The sequence below is a fragment of the Streptomyces eurythermus genome, assembly GCF_014649115.1.
Taxonomy (GTDB): domain Bacteria; phylum Actinomycetota; class Actinomycetes; order Streptomycetales; family Streptomycetaceae; genus Streptomyces; species Streptomyces eurythermus.
Map to the genome: position 1 here is coordinate 80,432 of NZ_BMSK01000013.1, position 18,876 is coordinate 99,307.

14 protein-coding genes are annotated in these 18,876 nt (G+C 73.4%); 9 read left to right on the forward strand and 5 right to left on the reverse strand.

All coding sequences use genetic code 11. The annotated features are described in order from the left end of the window. Window positions 1-40: 40 nt before the first annotated feature. The gene (locus IE251_RS24595) at window positions 41-748 is read right to left on the reverse strand and encodes a chaplin (RefSeq protein ID WP_189755175.1); all 708 of its coding nucleotides are present in this window, start codon (window positions 746-748) and stop codon (window positions 41-43) included. A gap of 284 nt (window positions 749-1,032) precedes the next feature. Between IE251_RS24595 and IE251_RS24600 the strand changes: the two genes are divergently transcribed. Together IE251_RS24600 and IE251_RS24605 are read left to right on the forward strand one after the other, a co-directional pair. Continuing rightward, a complete protein-coding gene (locus tag IE251_RS24600; RefSeq protein ID WP_189755176.1) occupies window positions 1,033-2,739 on the forward strand; it encodes an alpha/beta hydrolase in 1,707 nt (568 codons plus the stop codon). A gap of 206 nt (window positions 2,740-2,945) precedes the next feature. Beyond that, window positions 2,946-3,473: a DUF4232 domain-containing protein gene (locus IE251_RS24605; protein WP_189755177.1), complete on the forward strand. Its 528-nt coding sequence runs from the start codon at window positions 2,946-2,948 to the stop codon at window positions 3,471-3,473. A 76-nt stretch (window positions 3,474-3,549) separates the two neighbouring features. On the opposite strand, the gene asnB is transcribed toward IE251_RS24605, so the two are convergent. Further along, the gene (gene asnB / locus IE251_RS24610; RefSeq protein ID WP_189755178.1) at window positions 3,550-5,391 is read right to left on the reverse strand and encodes an asparagine synthase (glutamine-hydrolyzing); all 1,842 of its coding nucleotides are present in this window, start codon (window positions 5,389-5,391) and stop codon (window positions 3,550-3,552) included. Between the two features lie 414 nt (window positions 5,392-5,805). On the opposite strand from asnB, the gene IE251_RS24615 reads away from it, so the two are divergent. Next, window positions 5,806-6,900, forward strand: coding sequence for a baeRF3 domain-containing protein (locus tag IE251_RS24615; RefSeq protein ID WP_189755179.1), 1,095 nt, complete (start codon window positions 5,806-5,808; stop codon window positions 6,898-6,900). Between the two features lie 135 nt (window positions 6,901-7,035). Next, window positions 7,036-8,061 (forward strand): Gfo/Idh/MocA family protein, encoded by a 1,026-nt coding sequence (locus tag IE251_RS24620; protein ID WP_189755180.1) that lies wholly within the window; start codon window positions 7,036-7,038, stop codon window positions 8,059-8,061. Between the two features lie 38 nt (window positions 8,062-8,099). Here the strand turns inward: IE251_RS24620 and IE251_RS24625 are convergent, their stop codons facing one another. Continuing rightward, entirely contained in the window at window positions 8,100-8,513 is a 414-nt protein-coding gene (locus tag IE251_RS24625; protein ID WP_030783910.1) for an SsgA family sporulation/cell division regulator, read from the reverse strand. Between the two features lie 349 nt (window positions 8,514-8,862). Between IE251_RS24625 and IE251_RS24630 the strand changes: the two genes are divergently transcribed. Beyond that, on the forward strand, window positions 8,863-10,272 hold the full coding sequence (locus tag IE251_RS24630) for a PP2C family protein-serine/threonine phosphatase (RefSeq protein WP_189755181.1): 1,410 nt from the start codon (window positions 8,863-8,865) through the stop codon (window positions 10,270-10,272). A 39-nt stretch (window positions 10,273-10,311) separates the two neighbouring features. Here the strand turns inward: IE251_RS24630 and IE251_RS24635 are convergent, their stop codons facing one another. After that, entirely contained in the window at window positions 10,312-11,808 is a 1,497-nt protein-coding gene (locus IE251_RS24635) for a DNA-binding protein NsdB (RefSeq protein ID WP_189755182.1), read from the reverse strand. Window positions 11,809-12,142: 334 nt separating this feature from the next. Between IE251_RS24635 and IE251_RS24640 the strand changes: the two genes are divergently transcribed. The 4 genes from IE251_RS24640 (at window position 12,143) to IE251_RS24655 (ending at window position 18,335) form a co-directional block, all read left to right on the forward strand. After that, entirely contained in the window at window positions 12,143-13,291 is a 1,149-nt protein-coding gene (locus IE251_RS24640) for an aminoglycoside phosphotransferase family protein (RefSeq protein ID WP_189755183.1), read from the forward strand. 313 nt (window positions 13,292-13,604) lie between these two features. Continuing rightward, window positions 13,605-15,089: an alpha/beta hydrolase gene (locus tag IE251_RS24645; protein WP_189755184.1), complete on the forward strand. Its 1,485-nt coding sequence runs from the start codon at window positions 13,605-13,607 to the stop codon at window positions 15,087-15,089. 206 nt (window positions 15,090-15,295) lie between these two features. Further along, window positions 15,296-16,021, forward strand: a complete 726-nt coding sequence (locus IE251_RS24650; protein WP_189755185.1) for a dienelactone hydrolase family protein — start codon at window positions 15,296-15,298, stop codon at window positions 16,019-16,021. A 280-nt stretch (window positions 16,022-16,301) separates the two neighbouring features. Next, window positions 16,302-18,335: an N-acetylmuramoyl-L-alanine amidase gene (locus IE251_RS24655; protein ID WP_189755186.1), complete on the forward strand. Its 2,034-nt coding sequence runs from the start codon at window positions 16,302-16,304 to the stop codon at window positions 18,333-18,335. A 4-nt stretch (window positions 18,336-18,339) separates the two neighbouring features. On the opposite strand, the gene IE251_RS24660 is transcribed toward IE251_RS24655, so the two are convergent. Next, window positions 18,340-18,837: a hypothetical protein gene (locus IE251_RS24660; protein WP_189755187.1), complete on the reverse strand. Its 498-nt coding sequence runs from the start codon at window positions 18,835-18,837 to the stop codon at window positions 18,340-18,342. Window positions 18,838-18,876 lie beyond the last annotated feature (39 nt).

The window sequence follows — 18,876 nt, forward strand, 5'->3', positions numbered from 1 at the left end:
CCCCGGGCGTCCCGGGTCCGGTCCGTGTCGGGGCGGTGGGTCAGTGGTGGCGGGCCGGGCGGAAGCGGCGGTAGAGGAGGGCGCCCGCGGCGATGAGCGCGGCGCTGCCGGCCGCCGCGGGGGCGGTGGCGTCCGCTCCGGTGTGGGCCAGTGCGGACACGGCCGGGCGCGGAGCGTGCGGGGTGGGGTGGGTCCGGGTGGGGGGCTGCGGCTGAGGGGCCCGGGGCTTCGGGGCCGGGGTGTGCCGGGCAGGGGTGTGCGGGGCCGGTCGGTGGGTGTCACCGGGGCCGTTGACCGACTGGTTGCCGAAGACCGGGTTGCCGACGCCGACCACATCGACGCTGTTGCCGGTGATGTTCACCGGCAGGTCGACGGGGAGCTGGATGCCGTTGCCCGAGACCACGCCGGGCGAGTTCGTGGTCGCGCCGTGGGCGGACGCCCCGCCGGGCCGGGACGGCGCCCCGCCGTGTCCGGCGCCGTCGGCCCGCGCCTTGCCGGTGTTCGCGCAGGCGTTGCCCGCGGCCGGGTTGAGCAGCCCCACGATGTCGACCGTGTTGCCGCAGACGTTCACCGGCACGTCCACGGGGAGCTGGACGCCGTTGCCGGAGATCAGTCCGGGCGAGCCGGCCGCCGTGCCCCGGGTACCGGCCCCGTCGGCCGCGAAGGCGGCGGACACCGGGAACGCCACGGCCATCGCACCGGATGCGGCGGCGACGGCGATCACACCGTTTCGGGTAGCGCGTCTCATGGGTTCCCTGCCTTCCGGACATCGCGCGGGCACTCACCCGCACCACCTAAAACGCCGGTGAACCATCCGGGTTATGGCTTATCGGTCTTTCACCCCATCGAGCGGCACTGTTGTCGAACCGCGCGCAAAGCCATCGAATGATCACCAACGGGCACGGAGGGTGCGCAGGATACGACGGCGGGTGCCGTCCCGCTCGCCGGGAGGCGGGCCGGGAGGGGGCCGCTTATGGTGATCCGAGGGCGCCGCCCCCCGGCCCGTGGCGGGCGTGCCCCGGGAGGCGATCGATGCTGGCCATGCTGTCCACACGGCCCTTCGTGCGGCGCTGCGCGGGCGCCTCGGTGCTCGCCCTGGCGCTGCTCGGGTCCGGGCTGCCCGCGGCCGCCGCCGGCCGGCCGCAGCCCGACCTGACCCGCTTCTACCAGCAGCGGGTCGCCTGGGCCGCCTGCCCGGGCCCGGACATGCCCGAGGACCTCGAGTGCGCCGAGGTCACCGTCCCGCTCGACTACGCGAGGCCGGGCGCGGGCACCCTCGAGCTCGCGCTGGCCCGCTACCGCGCGACGGGTCCGTCCCACGGTTCGGTGGTGCTGAACTTCGGCGGCCCGGGCGGCGCCGGCGTCCCCGGACTGGCCGCCGAGGGAAGAGAGTTCATGGATCTCACCGACGGCTACGACGTGGTCACCTTCGACCCGCGCGGCGTCGGCCGCTCCTCCCCCGTCAGCTGCGGCGAGGGCGGCGTCACGGTCCCCGCGGTGCCCAAACAGGACCCGGGGGCCGGGCAGCCGAAGGCGCTGCTCCAGCAGTTGCGGCAGGTGGCCGAGGAGTGCGCCCGCAACTCCGGTCCGGTGCTGCCCCACATCGGCACCGTGAACGCCTCGCGCGACCTGGACGTCATCCGCCAGGCGCTCGGCGACAAGAAGCTCAACTACCTCGGCTTCTCCTACGGCTCCCGGCTCGGCGCGGTGTACGCGGCGCAGTTCCCGGACCGGGTCGGCCGGCTCGCCCTGGACGGCGTGGACACGCTGACCGAGTCGACGGCCGAGCAGGGCCTGGCGGGCGCCGAGGGGCAGCAGCAGGCACTGGACGACTTCCTGGACTGGTGTACGACGGACGTCGGCTGTCCGTTCGGGCAGGACCGGCGCCGGGCCGGGGACGAGGTGCTGCGGCTGGTGCGCTCGCTCGACCAAGACCCCGTGCCCACGGAGTCCGGCGCCTCGTTCACCGGACAGGATCTGGTGGGTGCCCTGGCGCAGGGCCTGTACAGCAAGCGGGCATGGCCCCCGCTGGAGCGCGCGCTGGCGTCCCTGGTGGAGGACGGCGACACCCGTCGGCTCCTCGGCTTCTCCCCGAGCGGCGTCGGCCTTCCCCGCGCCGGCTACGGCACGGAGCGCACCGGCCTGCCCCGGGAGCTCGACCGCACGGACCGCATCGGTGCCTCCCACGACCGCGAGCGCACCGACCGCGCGGACGCGTCCCCTGCCCGGCGTCGCGAGGACGGCGGGCTGGTGGACATCGCCGACGTCCCCGTGGACAACCTGCCGGCCGCGCTGATGGCGATCAACTGCGCGGACGACCCCGACCGGCCCGACGCGGCGCGGCTCACCGAGGAGCTGAGCACGCTCCGGGCCGCGTACGACCACGCCTCACCGGTCTTCGGCCGCTACCGGCTCACCCAGCTGCTGCTGTGTTACGGCCGGCCCAAGGGCACCGACTTCATCCGCGAGCGGGTCAAGGACGTGCACACGGCGAAGATGCTGCTCGTGGGCACGCGCGGTGACCCGGCGACGCCGTACCGGTGGACCGTGGAGACCGCCCGCCGGCTGGGCCCCTCGGCGGTGGTGCTGGACAACAAGGGTGAGGGCCACACCGGGTACTCCTCTTCCATGTGCGTGCACCACACGGTCAACGACTTCCTGCTCTACGGCACCCTGCCGGCCAACGGCTCCTGTCCGGCGGACTCCCCCGCGGCCGTCGGCCCGGAGGACGCCGGCTGACGGCCGGGGGCCCGCCGCCGGTGCCGGACGTGACACGACCGGGTGAGGGCCGCGGACCGGGGCAACCTCCCGGCCGCGCCGGCCGTCACACAGGGCAGGCGGGTTCCGGCCGCCGATCGCCTACGGCGTGCGGCCCGGGGCCGTCGTCCAGTTCCGCGAGCGCGGGCGCAGCGTCCCGCTCCCGACCACGACAGGGGGACACCCCAATGCCCATCCGCGCCGCCATCGCCGTATCCACCGCCGTCTCGGCCGCCGCGACGGCCCTGCTGCTGACCGCGCCGCCCAGCCAGGCCGCCGCCGGCCAGGAGCGGGCCGACCACTGCGCCGCGCGGGCACTGACGCTGCGGGCGAAGGCCGCCACCGGCCACCCGACCGTGCTGCGGGTCAGCGTCACCAACCGCACCGCCCGCGCCTGTGTCGTCGACCGCGTGCCCACGGTGACCTTCGGCGACCTGGACGGGGCCGCGCTGCCGGTGCCCGAGGGCGGCACCGGCGGTTACCGGCTGGCGGCGGGCGGCACCGCCTACGCCGCCGTGCGGACCATCGGCGACCCGGCGGACCCCGAGGCCCGCCGGGCGGACTCGGTCACGGTGGCGGCGTCGGCCGCGCACTGGGGCCGGTCCTTCCAGCCCTGGGAGCTCGGCACCGGCCGGCAGGTGCTGGTCTGGGAGCCGGTGACCACCTGGTGGCAGCCGACGGCCCGGGCCGCGGACCGGATCATCGGGCTGGACTGAGCACCGGGCCAGGACCCCGCCGCACGCGATCCGCCCCCTCCCACCGGGCACCGGGCACCGGGCACCGGGCACCGGCTCAGCCGAGCACCAGCTCCGGCGAGTACAGGTCCAGCCACCCGGCCAGGTCCAGGGTGCGTTCCAGTCCGCGCCGGGCGGCCTGGGTGCTGACCGGTGTGTCGCGTTCGGAGGCCGCCCGCACCCGGTCCCGGTCGAGCAGGTCGAACACGGGGTGGGAGGGCCGGGCCAGCAGCTCCTTGACCTGGTTCTGGAGCGCGCGGGCGTACCCGGGGTCCTGGGTGGACGGGTACGGGCTCTTGACCCGGTCGTACACGGACTTCGGCAGGACATCCGCCGTCGCCTCCCGGAGCAGGCTCTTCTCCCGGCCGTCGAAGGACTTCAGCGCCCAGGGCGTGTTGTAGACGTACTCGACCAGCCGGTGGTCGCAGAACGGCACCCGGACCTCCAGGCCGACGGCCATGCTCATGCGGTCCTTGCGGTCGAGCAGCATGCGTACGAAGCGGGTCAGGTGCAGATGGCTCATCCGCCGCATGCGGTACTCGAAGTCGCTCTCGCCGTCCAGCCGGTCGATGCCGGCGACGGCCGAGCGGTAGCCGTCGGCCACATAGCCTTCGAGGTCCAGGGACTTGGCTATATCGGCACGCACCACATCGGCGTCCTCCCCGAAGTGGCGGTTCATGGTGGCCAGCCACGGGAAGGTGTCGGCGCGGCGCGCCTCCTCGTCGAAGAACTGCAGATAGCCGCCGAAGACCTCGTCGGCGGACTCGCCGGACAGGGCCACCGTGGACTTCTCCCGGATCGCGCGGAAGAGCAGCAGCAGCGAACTGTCCATGTCGCCGAGGCCGGACGGCAGATCGCGGGCCCGGATCACCCGCTCGCGCACAGCGGGGTCGGAGAGGGCGTCGGAGTCGAGCACGATGTCCTGGTGCTCGGTGCCGGCGAGCCGGGCCACGTCGTGCACGAAGGGCGTGTCGGGCGTGCCGCGCAGCTCGTCGGCCACGAAGTTGTCGGTCTGTCCGGCGAAGTCGACGGCGAAGCTGCGCACCTTCTCGCCGTGGACGGCGAGCTGCCGGGCGGCGAGCGCGGTCATGGCCGAGGAGTCGAGTCCGCCGGAGAGCAGGGTGCAGCGCGGCACGTCGGCGACCAGCTGGCGGCGCACGATGTCGTCGAGGAGCGAGCGCACGGTGGCGATCGTGGTGTCACGGTCGTCGGTGTGCGGGCGGGTCTCCAGGCGCCAGTACACGCGGGTGGACAGGCCCGAGCGGTCGACGGTGACGACGGTGCCGGGTTCCACCTCGGCCATGCCGTCCCAGACGGCGTGTCCCGGCGTCTTGATCATGACGAACAGCTCGCGCAGGCCGTCCAGGGTGACGCGGGCCCGGGCCAGCGGGTTGGCGAGGATCGCCTTGGGCTCGGAGCCGAACAGAACGCCGTCGGGGGTCCGGTAGTAGTAGAAGGGCTTGATGCCCATGCGGTCGCGGATCATCACCAGCTTGTCGTGCCGGCCGTCCCAGACGGCGAACGCGTACATGCCGTTGAGCCGTTCGGCGACCGCGTCGCCCCACTCCAGATAGCCGTGCAGCACCACCTCGGTGTCGGAGTCGGTGGTGAACCGGTGGCCACGGTCGGTGAGCTCCCGGCGCAGTTCGGTGAAGTTGTACGCCTCGCCGGAGTAGACCATGGCCACGGTGCCCTCGGGAGTGGGCACCGACATCGGCTGACGGCCGCCGGGCAGGTCGATGATGGCGAGCCGGCGGTGCCCCAGGGCGGCGGGCCCCTCGCTCCAGGTGCCGCGGTCGTCCGGGCCCCGGCAGGCCATCGTCTCGGTCATCGCCTCCAAGGCGGCGGCCTCGGTGGTCAGATCACGGTCGAAGGAGACCCATCCGGTGATGCCGCACATGCGCTACCTCCTGCCTCCGGCCGCCGACGGGCCCCCGCTCACCTGCGTTTTCCTCGGGAACGGGAGGCCGGCCGGGCAAACCAGTTGTATCGAGCATCTATATCGAGCGTCCGTCAGACGTCCGGCCGAGTCAACGTGCCGGAAACACGGGACGGGTATCCGGATCCACGGTTTCGGCCGCGTTTTGCCTCAGCAAAATCGACGGATCCGCGCGTTCTCGCAGACCGACCGACAGGAACCGGCCACAGGCAAAAACTTCCTCAAGTAAACGGCGTGTTACGTCTTCGCGATCAGAAACCCGGCGGACAGACCCCGGAGGGCGCGCGGCGGTGAGGCGCGGGCACGGACGGGGCCGCCGCGAAGGTCCTGATTACCCCGAATGCCGTAATGGTGATTCCGCCCTATCGTGCTGTCATGGAGCACGCACTGAGTCCCGCGACCCTCGCCGAACTGCGCCGCCCGCGCCCCTATCCGGCGGTCTCCGTGCTGACCCCGACGCACCGCCGGCAACGCGGGAACGGCCAGGACCAGGTCCGGCTGCGCAACGCGCTGACCGAGGCGCGCCGGCGGCTGGAGTCCGACCCCGCCGTCACCCGTGAGCGCCGCGCGGATGTCGAGGCGCAACTCGACCGGGCCCTGTCCGAGGTCGATCTTTCACACCCCGAGGACGGCCTGGTGATCTTCGCCGCGCCGGGTGAGCACCAGGTGTGGTCCCTGGCCCGGCCCGTACCCGAGCGGGTGGTGCTGTCGGACACCTTCCTGACCCGCAACCTGGTGTCGGCCCACGCCGCCGAGCGGCCCTTCTGGGTGCTGTCGCTCTCCGCCGACCGCGTCACGCTGTGGAACGGCGGGGCCGGCCGCGTCGTGGAGGAGCACTGGGGCGGCTTCCCGCTGACGCGCGCCCGGGAGAACTTCGACGCCGAGCGGCTCATGCGGATCGGCGACCAGCCGAGCACCTTCCGCGACGAGGGCACGCGCCGGTTCCTGCGCGAGGCGGACACCGCCATGAGCAGGGTCCTGCGCGCGGCGCCCCGGTCGCTGTACATCACCGGCGAGCAGGCGGCGCTGTCCCTGATGGAGGAGGCCGGCACCGTCGCGCGCCACGCCGTGCCGATACCGCGGGGCGGACTCGCCCACGCCGGTCCGGAGGCGGTGTGGCAGGCCATCCGGCCGGTCCTGGAGGAGGAGTCCCGCAAGAACGCCGCGTCCGTCATGCGGGAGCTCACCTCGGCGCGCGGGCGCCGGGCCTACGCCGCCGGGGTGGACGAGCTGTGGCAGAGCGCCCGTGACGGCCGCGTCCGGCTGCTCGCCGTGGAGGAGAACTACCGTACGACCGTCCGCGAGACCGGCGACCACCTGGAACCGGCCCGGCCCGGCGACCTGGACGCCCGCGACGACATCGTGGACGAGATCGTCGAGCGGTGCCTGGAGACCGGGGCCGACGTGCGCTTCGTCCCGGACGGCACGCTGGGCGACGCGGACGGCATCGCCGGGGTGCTGCGGTACTGAGCCGGGAGGCCCCCTGCCCTCCGGCACCGGCACCGGCACCCCCGGCTTTCCCGCTCCCCGCCCGCTGACCAGACCTCAGCCCTCAGCCCTCCCGCGTACGCTACGGCGTGATCGTCGGCGTGAGGGAGCGTGCGCATGGGTGAGTTGCTGGGCGTGGCCGTACTGGGTGCCGGGCACATGGGCGCGGACCACATACAGCGCCTCGATCGCGTGGTGAGCGGCGCCAGGGTCGCGGCCGTCGCCGATCCCGACCTCGCCCGGGCCGAGGCGGCGGTGGCCGGTCTGACCGGGGTCACCGTGCACACCGACCCGCTGGCCGCGCTGGACGCGCCCGGGGTGGCGGCCGTCCTGATCGCGTCCCCCGGTCCCGCGCACGAGGAGGCCCTGCTCGCCGCCTTCGCCCGCCGGCTGCCGGTGCTGTGCGAGAAGCCCATGGTGCCGGACTCCACCGGCGCCCTGCGGGTCATGGAGGCCGAGGCCGCGCTCGGCCGCCGGCTGGCGCAGATCGGCTTCATGCGCCGCTACGACGTCGAGTACCGGCGGCTGAAGGCGCTGCTGGACGGCGGCGGTCTGGGCCGGCCCCTGATGCTGCACTGCACCCACCGCAACGTCTCCTCACCCGACGGCTTCACCAGCGCCATGCTGATCAACAGCTCGGTGTCGCACGAGATCGACGCGGCCCGCTGGCTGCTCGGGCAGGAACTGACGGCGGTCACCGTGCTGCGGCCCACGCCTTCCTCGCGCGCGCCCGAGGGCCTGTCCGACCCGCAGTTCGTGCTGTTCGAGACCGAGTCGGGGGCCCTGGTGGACGTCGAGGTCTTCGTCAACTGCGGTTTCGGCTACCAGGTGCGCTGCGAGGCGGTGTGCGAGGCGGGCAGCGCGCGGATCGGCGAGGCGCACACCATGGTGGTCACCACCCGGGACGGCGCCCGCGAGGAGGTGGCGCGGGACTATCTCGTCCGCTTCGCCGACGCCTACGACCGCGAGGTGCAGGCCTGGGTGGACGCCACCCGGCGCGGCGAGGTCACCGGTCCGAGCGCCTGGGACGGGTACGCGGCGTCCGTGGTCGCCGAGGCGGGCGTACGGTCCCTGGAGACCGGTGCCCGGGTGACCGTCGAACCGGCCCCCCGCCCGGCGCTGTACGCCCGGCCCGGCGGCTGACACCCCGACCGGCGCGGCCGAGGTCCCGCCGCGCCGGCTCACACACCGCCGAACAGCGCGCTCAGCCCCCGTTCCACCACCCCCGTCACGTCCTCCGCACCGCCCGCCACCACCTCGTACGTGCGCCGCAGGAAGCCGCGCAGCGCCGGGGCCGGGAAGAGCAGCAGGGCCATGCCGTGCGGCGAGTGGAGTTCCAGGACGGTCCCGGTGCGGCCGTAGGGCCATATCCGCACGTCCCCCTGGCCGGCCGGGGCCCCGAGCCCCTCGTCGAGCAGGGAGCGCGCGAAGGTCCAGGTGACCTCCTCGCCGTGCAGGGCGGCCTCGGCGGGGAAGTCCAGGTACACCGCGAGCGGGTCGTCCGCGGTGTAGCGCAGCGTGGCGGGCACCGGGACCTCATGGTCCCCGGCGGCGACGAGACGGGCGTGGGCGAGCTGTGCGACGGTGGTCTCCATGCTCATAAGGAGTCCCTGCGGGCCGGTCGCATGCCGTCAATTCCGGTCAGAGTTCGGCGGGTACCGGCCGCTCCGCCACTCGCTTGAACACAGCAGTGTCGAACGTCCGCCCGAACGCCGGGCCCAGACCGCTCGCCTCGCCCAACACACGTACGATTCCTACGACTTGGGCACCGCGACGGGTACGCCTTTCGTCCCCATGGATCCCTCCTGAAGGACTCTGGCATATGCCTGAGGCACCACCGTAACGTGTGTTGCCAAATCCCTTACAGGCGGTCGCGGGCTGTGCGAGAGTCGTAACGGTCCCCGCCTTCGCCCGCCGTACCGTCCCCCCATTCCGGAGTGCGTCATGCCGTCCCCTGTCTCCGCGGACCGCCCAGCCGCCCAGCCGCCCGGCCGTGGGTCGGTCGAGGCGCTGATAAGGCAGACGCGGCGGCTCAAGGGCGACGTGGACGCCGTACGGCGTGACACCCGCGGCGACGGTGCGGACCCCGAGGAACGCTGGCAGCGCGCCCTGTACGACCTCGCCCTGCGCCAACTCAACGACATCGACGCCCACTTGGCCCAGCTCCGGGACGGCCCGCCGCCCGGTCCCGCCCGGCCCGCACCGCCGCCCACCGCCCCGGACGGCTCGCTGCTCGCCCGCGTCGGCAGCGCCGAGTGGAACCTGCTGACGGACCAGGCCACCTGGTCCGCGGAGCTGTACCGGATCCTCGGCCTCGACCCGGCCGACCCCGCCCTCACCCTGGACGAGCTGCCCGGTCTGGTCCTGCCGGAGGACCGGCCGAAACTCACCGAGATGGTCACGTCCTGCCTGGTCGACGCCAAGCCGATCGACGGCGAGTTCCGCGTCGTACGGCCCGACGGCACCGTACGGACCGTGCACATGATGGGCGAACCCGTGCTCGGCGCCGACGGCGGCACGACCTCCATGTGGGCCGTGCTGCGCGACGTCAGCGAACTGCGCCGCAGCCAGCGGACGGTGTCCGAGACCCGTGACTCGCTGCACCGGAACCGCCGGCGGGAGCAGACCGAGCGCCCGATCGCGGGCGAGTGGCAGGAAACCGTGCTGCCGCCCTGGCACGGCTCCCTGCGGCTGCCGGACCAGGGGCCGGCGGCCCTGGACCTGGCCGCCCAGCGCCTCCCCGCCGCGACCGCCACCCTGATCGGCGCGGACTGGCACGACGCGCTGGAACTGGCCGACGGCCAGACCCAGCTCACCGTGGGCGGCCTCACCGGACAGGACGTGGCCGCCGCCTCCGGCGTGGCGATGCTGCTCGGTGCCGTACGCGGTATGGCGATGGCCGGCACCCGGCCCGGCCGGCTCCTCACCCTGCTGAACCGGTTGCTCGGCACCGCCGCGCAGCCCGCCCTCGGCAGCGCCGTCTGCTGCCGCTACCTGCCCTCGACCCGCACCCTCCTGTGGGCGCGCGCCGGACACCCCGCCCCGCTGCTGTACCGCGACGGGGCGGGGCGCCCGCTGGACGCCCCGGACGGCGCCCCCCTCGGCACCTCCTCGGGCACCCGCTACGAAGAGTGCGCCGTCACCCTGCGTCCGGGCGATCTGCTCCTGCTGCACACCGGCGCACTGCTGCCGGAACACGACGGGACGGCGACCGTGGACCGGTTGCTCGGTCTCGCCCCCCGGTTCGGCCCCGCGCGGACCGCACGGGACTGTGTGCGCACGGTCGTCGAGGAGTTCGGCGGCCCCGGACGCGAGGACGACGCGTGCGTGCTCGCCGCCAGGGTCACCCCATGACGACCACCGGCCCCTCGGGCCGGGCGGCGCGCAGGTCCCCTACACCTGCGCGCCGGCACCGTCCTTCTTGGTCTGCTGCTTGGGCAGGGCGGTTCTGATCTCCTCACGCAGTTCCTGGATCCCGGGATAGCCGGCGTACTGCGCGGTCAGCCGGTACATCTGCCGCAGCCGGTCCCAGGTGCGGCGCGAGGAGTTGGAGCCCATCGCCATCAGGGCCAGTCGCGCGTAGCGGTCGGCCTGCTCGGGGTCGTCGGCGATGAAGCAGGCCGACGCCATGGAGAGATGGTCGAAGATCTTCGACCGCTCCCGTCCGTCCACCCGCAGGGCGAGGGCCTTCTGCGCGTAGTGCTGGGCGGGCCCGGCCGCGTTCGGGTCGAACTCCGCCAGGGTGCGGTAGGCGAGCGCCTGCATGCCGTACAGGTCCTCGTCCTTGAAGGTCTGCATCCAGTCCGGTGTCGCCGCGTCCTGCCGGTCGCTGACGAACAGGTCCTCCGCCCGGCCGAGCGTGCGGCGCATCGCCTGCCCCTTGCCCATCGCCGCCTGCGCCCAGGCCTCGATGGTGTGGAACATCGCCTTCGTACGCGGCTGGAGACGGTCCCCGGCGCCGGACTGGGCCAGCTTCATCAGGTCCAGGGCCTCGTCCGGGCGGCCGAGGTGCACCATCTGCCGGGCCGCCCGGGACAGCGCCTCGCCCGCGCGCGGCCGGTCACCTCCCTCCCGGGCGGCGTGGGCGGCGATCACGAAGTACTTCTGCGCCGTGGGTTCCAGGCCGACGTCGTGCGACATCCAGCCCGCGAGGACGGCCAGGTTGGCGGCGACGCCCCACAGGCGCCGCTGGAGGTGGGCGGGATGGTGGTAGGCGAGCATGCCGCCCACCTCGTTGAGCTGGCCCACCACCGCCTTGCGCTGGAGGCCGCCGCCGCGGGCCGCGTCCCAGGCCCGGAACACCTCGACCGAGCGCTCCAGCGCCTCGATCTCCTGGGATCCGACGGGAGCGGCCTCGTACCGGTCGAACCCGGCCGGGTCGACGTGCAAAGGGTCGTCGAGAACAGGGGCATCGGCCCTGAGGGCCGGATCGGTGTGCAGCCATTCGTACATGGCACCGCTGAGTGTGGATCCCGTGGCGAGCGCGGCACCCGCGCCCACCAAGCCGCGTCGGTTGAGCATGAGGTCCATTCCCGTGAATTCGGTGAGGACCGCGGCGGTCCGCTCGGGCGGCCAGGGCAGGCCGTCGGGGTGTTCCTCGATCCCGTCGCCCTGCCGTTTCCCCGCACGCCCCTGCCGTACCAGACCGAGGTCCTCGATGGTCACGACACGGCCGAGACGCTCGGTGAACAGGGCCGCCAGCACCCGCGGCACGGGATCGCGCGGGATCTCTCCCATGTCGATCCACCGCCGCACCCGGGAGGTGTCGGTCGCCAGCTGGGGGTGGCCCATGGCCGCCGCCTGCCGGTTGACCAGTCTCGCGAGTTCGCCCTTCGACCAGCCGGCCAGGCCGAACAGGTCCGCAAGGCGGGTGTTGGGTCGTCCGCTCACGTCAAGCCCCCAGGTTCTCGGCTGAGTTGACAGTAGCCGGGTGCGGGTTGCCGGGCGACTATTCGCCACGGTTCGCCAGGGTGCGCCAGATGGTGTGCCACCACTCATCGGGTGTCAGGTAGGAACGCGCCACCCCGACCTGGTCCGCCACCTCCCGGTGACGGCCATCCGGTCGCACATGCCGGGCACATTCCCCAGGGTGTGCCCGGAGGGCCGGGTCGGGTGGGCGTACGCTCCCGAAACCACGCTCACGGGGCACGCACCCGCGAGCACGGGTTCGGGGTGCGGACGTACAGGCAGGCACAGCAGGCACACGAAGGGATCTGTCTTTCCCATGTACGCAGCATCGTCCTCCGTGTCCGCCCCGGCCCGGCCGCTGCGCACCCGTCCCGCGGGTGGCGGGCCGTACCTGGACCCGGTGGCGCGTCCCGGCGTCCCGGTACCGGGGGTGGGCCGGCCGCGGCGGGTCCCTGGCCGGCCCGGGACCCAGCCGCTCAGCGGGCGGCTGGACCTGTCCGGCCCGCAGGGCGCGCGGCTGCGGACCGCACTCGCCTCGGTGCAGCGGATCTGCCCCGAGTTCGTCCCGGTGCAGGTGCTGCGGCAGGGCGGACGGTCGGTCCTTCTGGTCGGGACGACAGGGCGCGGTACGGCGGTCGCCAAGTGTCTGCTCGACCACTCGCCGGCGTGGGCGGAGCGGAGCCGTCAGGAAATAGCCGCATACCGCTCGTTCGTCCGGCACCGGCCGCCGGTGCGGGTGCCGAGGCTGATCGCGGCGGACCCGGACAACTGCACGCTGGTGATCGAACGGCTGCCGGGCCGTCCGGTGGCGTTCCAGCGGCATCCGATGGAGGCACCGCCACGCGCGGACATCCGGGCGGCGCTCGGCGCGATCTGCCGGGTGAACGCCTGGCGGCCCCCGGCGGGCACCTTCGACATGCCGCTGGACTACGCGGCCCGGATCTCCCGGTACCACGAGTTGGGCCTGCTCACCGACCGGGACCTCGGCGACCTGCAGAAGCTGCTGCACGGCATCGCCCACGAGGTGGGCCGGCAGGGCATGCTCCAGTTCTGTCACGGCGACGCCCTGCTGTCGAACATCCTGCTGTCCCCGGCCGGTCCGGTGCTGGTGGACTGGGAGCACGCGGGCTGGTACCTGCCCGGGTACGACCTGGCGACGCTGTGGCTGGTCCTCGGGGACTCCGCTCCGGTGGCCCGGCGTCACATCAGCCAGCTCGCCCAGTCGGCGGGCCCGGCCTCCCGGGACGCCTTCCTGGTGAACCTGATGCTGCTGCTGACCCGTGAGATCCGCACGTACGAGACGGCGGTGCAGCGTTCGATGCAGGAGTCGGCGCCGGTGCCCCCCGGCACGACGCCGCCCGGTGCCGTGCCGTCCGGCGAGGAACAGCGGCTGCTGCTGCGCCGGTTGCACGACGACTGCCAGATGGCCCGCAGGGCGGTGCGCGCGGCGGTCGGCACCCGCTGACGACGGAAGGACAGCTCGCGGTGCGCCTCCAGCGACGGCGCACCGCGACCCTTCGCGCCGAGTGAGGACTTTTGTCGAGGTCGGCGTCGGCCGACGGGACGACCGGCCGACCGCGATTGCGGCAGAGCCCCTTCCCTGACTCGGCCCGGAGCTTTTTCGTCCTGGGGCCCCGAACGCCCCTGAGCGATCCCGGAGCGGACCCGGAGAAGCCCCTGACAGGGACTCCGCATGGTGGACAGAGCGCATAACGTGACGACGGTGCCCGGCCGGGTCCGCGCGTCTGACACACCCGCTCTCTTCACAAGGAGACCCCATGCCGTCAAGGGGCAGATCCGCACTGCGGCGCATTGCCGCGCGAGGCACGGCCATGGTCGTGGCAGCCGGCACGGCCGTCCTCACCCCTCTCGCCGCCGCTCCCGCGGTCCACGCGTCGCCGTCTGCCAGCGGGACCCTGCGGTGGGCACCGTGCGATGCCCCGGAGAAGCCGGGAGCCGAGTGCGCCACCCTTTCGGTGCCGGTCGACTGGGCGCACCCGGGCGGGCCGAGGCTCGACCTGGCCGTGGCCCGCCGCAAGGCCACCGACCCCGGCGCACGCGTCGGCGCGATGGTGTTCGGCCCCGGCGGACCGGGCGACTCGGGTGTGGAGATGGTGGTGGGCCGTATCAGCCGGTTCAGCCCCGAGGTCCGCCGCAGGTTCGACATCGTCGGCTTCGACCCGCGCGGCGTGGGCGGCAGCAACCCGGTGACCTGCTCCGGCGCCCTGCTTGCCGAGCGGCCGTCACCGGAGCTGAAGAGCCAGGCCGACTTCGACGCCACCATGGCGTACAACAGGCGGCTCCGTGCCGACTGCCGGGCGCGTACGGGACCGGTGTTCGACCACCTTGACACCGGTCAGACGGTCCGGGACGTGGACGCCCTCCGGGCCGCCCTCGGCGAACGCGCACTGACCTTCCACGGCAGCTCGTACGGCACGCTGCTCGGGGCGCAGTACGCCGAGACCTACCCGCGCCGGGTGCGCGCGATGGTGCTGGAGAGCGTCATGGACCACAGCGTGCGGGCCACCCGTGACTTCCTGCGGTCCGAGGCGGCCGCGGCAGAGGATTCCTTCCAGGAGTTCGTGAAGTGGTGCGACGGTGCCGCAGACTGCGCGCTGCACGGCCGCGACGTCCGAGCCGTCTGGCAGGGCCTGTTGGCACGGGCCGGGCGCGGCGAGCTGGCGCACCCGGAGAAACCGGGCACCTCGCTGTCGTCTTCGGACCTGGTCAACAAGATCGCGTTCCAGCAGTTCTACAAGGCCGACTACGCGGGTCTGGCCACGACGATCGCGAGGATGGAGGCGAGCGAGCCGCTCCCGGCATCACCCACCTCGATCGCGCCACTGCCCCCGGCCACCCCGGTCTTCTGCTCGGACTGGCACCTTCCGGTGCGCGACTACGAGGAGTACGCCTCGCTGGTCGCCCTGATGAACACGACGGCGCCTGACCTGCCTTACCTGCTGCCGATCCACATGGCAGCGGCGTGTCTCGGCGCGCCGGCCGCCAACCCGCAGCACCGCCTGGACGTACACGGTGCCCCGCCGGTCCTGGTGTCCAACGCGCTGCACGACCCCGCCACCGGCTACCCGTGGGCGGTCTCGGTGGCCCGGCAGCTCGGCCGCAGAGGTGTGCTCCTCACCTACGAGGGCCACGGCCACGGCAGCGTCACCAGCGGCCCGTGTATGGAGAACGCCGTGGACAGCTACCTCACCGACCTGACGGTCCCCGCCCGGGGCACCCGCTGCCCCGCCGTGCCGTCCTGACGACTCGCCGGTCCGGATCCGCTGGGAACTGGGCATCAGCCTCCGCCGGGCACGGCCGACGGTCCGCTCGTAGGCCGAAACGGTGCGGGCGTTCCGCCACTTCATCCCTGCCCCTCCACACGAGTGGACGGCGACCTGCAGCCTGCCTTCTGCCGGCGGCAGAACACCGGTCCGGCCGGGCTCGGCGATCACTACAGTCCAGGCTCATGACGACGGTTACCACGCGCACGATCGAATACGCGGCCGACGGCCTGACGATGATCGGGCACCTCGCGCTCCCGGCCGGTACGGACCGGCGGCCCGCGGTCCTGGTCGGGCCCGAGGGGGTGGGGCTCAGCGATGTCGAGCGCCGCCGGGCCGACGCGCTCGCCGAGCTGGGATACGTGGCCCTGGCCTTCGACCTCCACGGCGGGCGCTATCTGGGCGACCCCGAGGAGATGCTGGCCCGTTGCATGCCGCTGCTCGCCGACCCCGACCGGATGCGAGGCATCGGCCACGCGGCGCTCGACGTGCTCCGCGCCGAGCCGCGGACCGACCCGGACCGGATCGCCGCCGTCGGCTACGGCACCGGGGGCGCGATCGCGCTGGAACTCGGGCGTGACGGCGTCGACCTGCGCGCGATCGCCACGGTCAACGGGCTGACCACGGGCCGGCCGGGCGAGACGGCGCGCATTCACTGTCCGGTGTGGGCCGGGGTCGGTTCGGAAGACCCGATCATGCCGCCCGCGCAACGGGACGCGTTCACCGCCGAGATGCAGGCTGCGGGAGTCGACTGGCGCCTCGTGGTCTACGGCGGCGCCTTGCACGCCTTCCATCACCCGACGGTCGACCACATCGTGCGTCCTGGGGTCGGCTTTCACCCTCGGCACGCGGCGCGGGCTTGGCGGGACGTCGTCGGCCTGCTCGCCGAGTGCCTGCCCATGACGGAGTGATCGCGACCCGCGGGCGTGCGTGCCGGACGCCGCTGCGCAGGTGGGGGTTTGTTCACGAACTGTCAGGCGGTCACAACGGGACGCCGTCCTGGGTGTGATGGACGGCCTCGGTCACTCGGCAGGGCTCAGGAGGACTCACGGGATGTCGCACGGAGGCGTCATCCGGGTCCTCCGTGACGTGGGAAGTCGCCTTTCTGACGGCGTCATTGACGGGTCGTCGGTGAACCGGTACGACTGATCCACCCGGCGCCGCACGCCCCGCCCTTCACTGGAGGCCGCCTTGCGAAGACACGCCACCGCTCCCCCGGCACCGGCCCGCCCCGGACGCCCGCTGCGGACCGCCGTCCCGCTCGCCTCCGCGGCCCTGCTGCTGTCCCTGCTCGGCGCGGCCCCCGCCCATCCCGCCCCGGACTCCTCCGCGCGCCGTCTGCAGCAGGCGTTCGCCGCCGCGGCGGCCGACTACCACGTGCCGCAGAGCGTGCTGCTGGCCGTCTCCTACCTCCAGTCCCGCTGGGACAGCCACGGCGGTGCGCCCAGTGTGTCGGGCGGCTACGGCCCGATGCACCTCACCGATGCGCGTGCCGCGCTCGCCACCGCCGCGCGGTCCGCCCCGGAACGCTTCTCCGGGGAGCACTTCGCCGGGGGCGCGGAGGACCCCCGCGGCGACACCGCCCGTACCGCACTGCGCCCCGCGGCGTCACACCCCGCTGCCGGGGCTCCGGTGCCCTCGGCGGTGCCGGCCCGGCTGCGGACCCTGCCGAAGGCCGCGGAACTGAGCGGAATCCCGGCCGCGCGGCTGCGCTCGGACCCGGCGGCGAACGTGGCCGGCGGGGCCGCGCTGCTCGCCGCCGCGCAGAAGGAGCTGGGCGGGCCGGCGAGCGCCGACCCGGCCGACTGGTACGGCGCGGTGGCCCGGTTCTCCGGCGCCGACGACACGGCGACCGCCGCCGCGTACGCCGACGACGTGTACGAGGTGCTGCGCACCGGCGAGGAGCGGGTCACGGACGACGGCCAGCGGGTGACGCTGGCCGCCCGGCCCGGGCCGGCCCCCGACACCGGGTGGCTGCGGCGGGCGGGCCTGCGCACGCTGCCGGCGGACGGCACCGAGTGTCCCCGGTCGGTCTCGTGCGTCTCGGTCCCGGCGCCGTACGAGGAGTTCGGGGACAACGACTACGGCAACCACGACCTCGGCGACCGCGCGGCCTCCCAGCAGATCAAGTACATCGTCATCCATGACACGGAGGGCGCCTGGGAAGGGGTCATGAACCTGATCCAGGACCCCACGTATGTGTCGTGGAACTACACGATTCGCTCGACCGATGGGTTGATCGCCCAGCATGTGAAGGCGAAGGACGTGGCCTGGCACGCGGGCAACTGGGATGTCAACGCCCGGTCGATCGGCATCGAGCACGAGGGTTTCCTGGCCGCTCCGGACGCCTGGTACACGGAGGAGATGTACCGTTCCTCGGCGCGGCTGGTGCGGTACCTGGCCAGGACGTACGGCATCCCGCTGGACCGGCAGCACATCCTGGGCCACGACAACGTTCCCGGGCCGACCGCCTCCACCGTCCCCGGTATGCACACGGACCCGGGCCCGTACTGGGACTGGCGGCACTACTTCCGGCTGCTGGGCCGGCCACTGGGGCGCACGGCCGGACCGCACTCGGGCGTGCTGACGGTGCTGCCGGACTACGACGCGAACCAGCCCGTGTACACCGGCTGCACCGCCAAGGGCCGGCCGTGCCCGGCGCACGGCTCGGGCGAGGTGCGGCTGTACACGGACCACGACGAGAGCGCGCCGCTGGTCAGGGACATCGGGCTGAGGACGGACCCGACCGACGGGGTGAACGACCTGTCCTCGCGGGTCTCCACCGGCCAGCAGTACGCGGTGGCCGGCCGCTGGGGCGACTGGACGGCCATCTGGTACCTCGGGCAGAAGGCATGGTTCCGCGACCCGGCCGGAGAGCGGACGGCAGTACCCGCGAGGGGCCTGGTGGTGACCCCGCGCGCGGGCCTGGCGAGTGTCCCGGTGTACGGCCGTGCCTATCCGGAGAAGGCGGCTTATCCGGCGGGCGTCCCCGCCCAGTCGGTGGTGCCGCTGCCCTACACGGTCCCGGCCGGGCAGCGCTATGTGGTCGGTGACGAGATGCCGGGCGAGTACTACTACGCGGTCACCTTCACCCCCGACGCGCACCGGGTGGTGGTGGGCGAGGACCGGTACTACGAGATCCAGTACGGCCACCGGGTCGCCTTCGTCCGGGCCGCGGACGTGACGGTCGAGGACGGTGCCGCGGCCGGCCGAGCGGGCCGGTGAGACCTCAGCCCTGCTGGAACAGTTCCGCCGGGAGCGGCTTCAGCAGGGCGTACAGGTCGTCGGTGATGGGCCGGTCCCAGGCGGCGATGGTCACCAGCACGCCGTCGCTGCGGTCGAACTGGACGCAGGAGATCCGGCTCTCGGAGAGCTTCAGCCGCCGCACGATGAGGAGGTTGTCGCCCTGGAGCACCGGGGTGTCCTCGGTGCCGACGACGGTGACCTCCTCGTCGTTCTCCAGCGCCAGCAGCAGTTGCCCCACCTCGAAGGGGATCTCATCCTCGTCGACGTCACGGGCCGGGGAGCCCTCCGGGAGATTGCCGATGATCATGGCGGGGCCGCGTCCGCCGAACAGGTCGTAGCGCAGGAAGACACCCTGGCAGGTGCCGTCGGGGGCGGGCAGCAGGCCCGCGCCGAGATTGCCCGGCCAGTCGCCCGGGTCCATGGCCAGCACGTCGAAGTCGGGTCCGGCGGGGGTCGCGCTGCGGCGGCGGAGGAACGACATGCGGCCATGGTACGTGTCCGTGCCCCGCCAGGTGACCTG

Excerpts from the sequence above, each read along its gene's own strand:
- IE251_RS24645 (WP_189755184.1), top strand. The coding sequence starts at position 13,605 with ATGCCGTCAAGGGGCAGATCCGCACTGCGGCGCATTGCCGCGCGAGGC.
- IE251_RS24630 (WP_189755181.1), top strand. The coding sequence starts at position 8,863 with ATGCCGTCCCCTGTCTCCGCGGACCGCCCAGCCGCCCAGCCGCCCGGC.
- IE251_RS24650 (WP_189755185.1), top strand. The coding sequence starts at position 15,296 with ATGACGACGGTTACCACGCGCACGATCGAATACGCGGCCGACGGCCTG.
- IE251_RS24600 (WP_189755176.1), top strand. The coding sequence starts at position 1,033 with ATGCTGGCCATGCTGTCCACACGGCCCTTCGTGCGGCGCTGCGCGGGC.
- IE251_RS24595 (WP_189755175.1), bottom strand. The coding sequence starts at position 748 with ATGAGACGCGCTACCCGAAACGGTGTGATCGCCGTCGCCGCCGCATCC.
- asnB (WP_189755178.1), bottom strand. The coding sequence starts at position 5,391 with ATGTGCGGCATCACCGGATGGGTCTCCTTCGACCGTGATCTGACCACC.
- IE251_RS24620 (WP_189755180.1), top strand. The coding sequence starts at position 7,036 with ATGGGTGAGTTGCTGGGCGTGGCCGTACTGGGTGCCGGGCACATGGGC.
- IE251_RS24640 (WP_189755183.1), top strand. The coding sequence starts at position 12,143 with ATGTACGCAGCATCGTCCTCCGTGTCCGCCCCGGCCCGGCCGCTGCGC.
- IE251_RS24625 (WP_030783910.1), bottom strand. The coding sequence starts at position 8,513 with ATGGAGACCACCGTCGCACAGCTCGCCCACGCCCGTCTCGTCGCCGCC.
- IE251_RS24615 (WP_189755179.1), top strand. The coding sequence starts at position 5,806 with ATGGAGCACGCACTGAGTCCCGCGACCCTCGCCGAACTGCGCCGCCCG.
- IE251_RS24605 (WP_189755177.1), top strand. The coding sequence starts at position 2,946 with ATGCCCATCCGCGCCGCCATCGCCGTATCCACCGCCGTCTCGGCCGCC.
- IE251_RS24660 (WP_189755187.1), bottom strand. The coding sequence starts at position 18,837 with ATGTCGTTCCTCCGCCGCCGCAGCGCGACCCCCGCCGGACCCGACTTC.